Raw genomic sequence first — 1,345 nt, forward strand, 5'->3', positions numbered from 1 at the left:
CGCTACAGCCATATCGACAGGGACATCTTCAAGCACAGCTAAATCATTACCTAAAGCATCACCCAAGTTAGGCGTAACACTTTGAGTGTTACACGGCTTGTCAGTGGTAATCTCACTATTCATCGCCTTTGCTTCATCAAGCGCCTCTTGTGTTTCTAGAAGTGCGCTCCTAAGCTCCTGTTCTTTGTTTGCCCAGTCAGTTAAATCAATAGTGTTTAAAAGTTGGTCATTGTGTTTTCTTTTTTCTTCTCGTAATTGAGTCAAAATAAATTCAAGCTCAATAACAATATCCCCTTGTGATGCACATTGTTCAAAATTAAGTACAGGGTTATTAATCTCTTCTTTATCTTTCTGTGCTTCCTTTATTGAAAAGTCGATTTCGACAGTTCCATTTTTCGAATTCGCAACTTGAGTATTTTCAAGGCTTTCAGCACTTTTACACTCTTTCGCCTTTTGCTTTTCTTTAATCGGGTATTGTGTTGTATAGCTCGCAAGAAAGGCACTGATCGCTTTAGTGTTTAAACTAAATACCGTGGTACGGTCGTAGCACTTGCGCTTAATGTGTGTGAAAATTTTATCAGCAAATAGCTGTTTTAGAGCCTTACCAATTTGGTACAGTGTGAATTGATGAAATAGCGCTTCTTTTAAGTCTTCACGACTAAGGTAGTGCTCACTCCAGCCATATTCGTTATGGCGAAATGTAGACAGCGCTAAGATTGCTGATGCACACGGGTTGTTTTTACAAATTACAGTCATCCATGGGTAGACTACGGTGACTCGTTCTTTAGGTTGTCTAATTTTAAGCATAACTATCTTGTCCTCATAAACTTATGGGGTTGACGAATGCTGCGTAGAAACCTAAAATAGAGATGTCTTGGTTAGGTTTCTACGCCGGCCAGTTGTTAGCCCTCTTGCAGGAGGGCTTTATTTTATTTAATCACTTTCGAAATATCTTACCTAATTCTTTTATCTGATAATATTGTTCATCGTAATGATGTAAAAATCCATACCTATTTGAAAATAAATGTGATACTACCTCGTACTACCTCGTACTACCTCGTACTACCTCGTACTACCTCGTACTACCTCGTACTACCTCGTACTACCTCGTACTACTTTTAGCGCTTAGGTAATACAATACTCTGAAAATCAGCCATATTGTGAAATTGTGATAATTCGACTAAAAATTACTCCCAGTATTCGAAGTGCAGGTGCCAATAATCGATAAAGCAGCTAAAAATAGGCTTAAAACCTGATTATAGACGGACTGCTCCTGTTAGAACTTAATGAGCTGCATGGTCGCTAGGGCTTTGTGGTGCTTCATGATTACTGACAAGCGTTGCTT

The 1,345-nt window shown here is 38.9% G+C and carries 1 protein-coding gene; it reads right to left on the reverse strand.

Going from position 1 to position 1,345, the window contains the following annotated elements:
• A partial coding sequence (locus C200_RS04310) for a hypothetical protein (protein WP_033923678.1) occupies positions 1-807 on the reverse strand: 807 nt, incomplete at its 3' end.
• Positions 808-1,345 lie beyond the last annotated feature (538 nt).

The organism is Piscirickettsia salmonis LF-89 = ATCC VR-1361, from assembly GCF_000297215.2.
In the GTDB taxonomy this organism is placed as follows: Bacteria; Pseudomonadota; Gammaproteobacteria; order Piscirickettsiales; family Piscirickettsiaceae; genus Piscirickettsia; species Piscirickettsia salmonis.